Source organism: Aerococcus sp. L_32, from assembly GCF_050689315.1.
Map to the genome: position 1 here is coordinate 1 of NZ_JBOEQF010000404.1, position 1743 is coordinate 1743.

At 41.5% G+C, this 1743-nt stretch carries 2 protein-coding genes; one reads left to right on the plus strand and one right to left on the minus strand.

What is annotated here, in order from left to right:
* A partial coding sequence (gene purB / locus ACRCJ0_RS13390) for an adenylosuccinate lyase (RefSeq protein WP_431390739.1) occupies positions 1 to 1255 on the plus strand: 1255 nt, incomplete at its 5' end.
* 224 nt (positions 1256 to 1479) lie between these two features.
* Here the strand turns inward: purB and ACRCJ0_RS13395 are convergent.
* Positions 1480 to 1743, minus strand: a 264-nt coding sequence (locus tag ACRCJ0_RS13395; protein ID WP_431390740.1) for a helix-turn-helix domain-containing protein, incomplete at its 5' end; no start/stop codon positions are given.

Here is a 1743-nt window from a genome sequence, read left to right on the forward strand (position 1 = left end):
GGAAAATAAATATGCCTCTTGGTTGGAAGTTGAAATTCTTGCAACAGAGGCATGGGCAGCCTTAGGGGAAGTCCCTAAAGAGGATGCACAAGCTATTCGTGAAAAGGCCACTTTTGATACAAAACGAGTGGAAGAAATTGAAAAAGAAACCCGTCATGATGTGGTTGCCTTTACCCGTAATGTGTCTGAATCATTGGGCGAAGAACGTAAATGGGTGCATTATGGCTTAACGTCTACTGATGTTGTGGATACAGCTCAAGGTTACCAATTAAAACAAGCAAATGATTTAATTCGTAAAGACTTAGACCGATTCTTGCAGGTGTTAAAAGCACGTGCGATAGAACATAAATACACTGTTACAATGGGTCGTACCCACGGTGTGCATGCTGAACCAACGACTTTTGGTTTGAAAGTAGCGCGTTGGTATTCAGAATGTAAACGAAATATCCAACGTTTTGAAGCGGCTGCGCGCGGTGTTGAAGCAGGTAAAATTTCTGGTGCAGTAGGTACTTACGCCAATGTACCGCCATTTATTGAAACTTATGTGTGTGAACACTTAGGCATTAACCCACAAGAGATTTCAACGCAAATCCTACCACGTGACCTACACGCTGAATATATTTCATCACTCGCTTTAATTGCTACAATGATAGAAAATATTGCGACAGAAGTCCGTTCGCTACAAAAATCGGAAACGCGGGAAGTGGAAGAATTCTTTGCAAAAGGGCAAAAAGGTTCAAGCGCTATGCCACATAAGCGTAACCCGATCGGTTCAGAAAACATGGCTGGGCTTGCTCGCGTCGTTCGTGGACATGTGATGACAGCTTATGAAAACGTGACCTTATGGCATGAAAGAGATATCTCTCATTCATCGGCTGAACGGATTATCCTACCAGATACAACAATCTTAGTAGATTATATGTTAAATCGTTTCGCAAACATCATGGAAAAACTCACCGTCTTCCCTGAAAATATGAAACGCAACATGGATGCTACTCACGGTTTAATCTACTCACAACGTGTATTGCTAAAATTGGTTGATGCAGGCTTATCACGCGAAGCAGCCTACGATTTAGTTCAACCATTAACAGCAATCGCTTGGGACGAAGGCAAGCACTTTAAAGGGCTTGTAGAAGCCAATGAAGAAATCGCTAGTCACCTAGATCAAGCAGCTATTGACGACGCCTTTGACTACCACTACCACATCCAAAAAGTGGATGACATCTTCAAAAAATTAGGACTAGTTGAAAACTAACTTAATGAAAAACCGCAATGACAGCATACAAAAGGTCACAGTACTTAACCCAGATTAGGGCGAGTACCGTGACCTTTTTTGTTGGTATACGCAAAACTTGTTGCCAGTAGCAAGACTCACCACTATTTTTGTCCGAGGATGGACTATACCTTTCGTCCTACTTTTAAGGCAACGATAGGTAAAGAAACAGTAGAAGGCTGAACATAATCAAAAAAAGGAGATGCTTACGATTCTCCTTTTTTTGGTACCTCATGCGGTCTAATATGATAATGCTTAATAAAGGCTCTATAGAAGTTACTATAATCATTAAAGCCAGCTTTTTGCCATGACTCCGTGATAGACAAACCACTTTCAATCAAGGTATAGGCATAGCCCAACCGCAAGTCCAAGATGAATTGGTATATGGTTGAATGGAAGTAAGGCTGGAATACCCGGTTGACAGTTGACGTTGAAATATCGAACTTGTCTGCGATGTCTTGAAGGGTTAA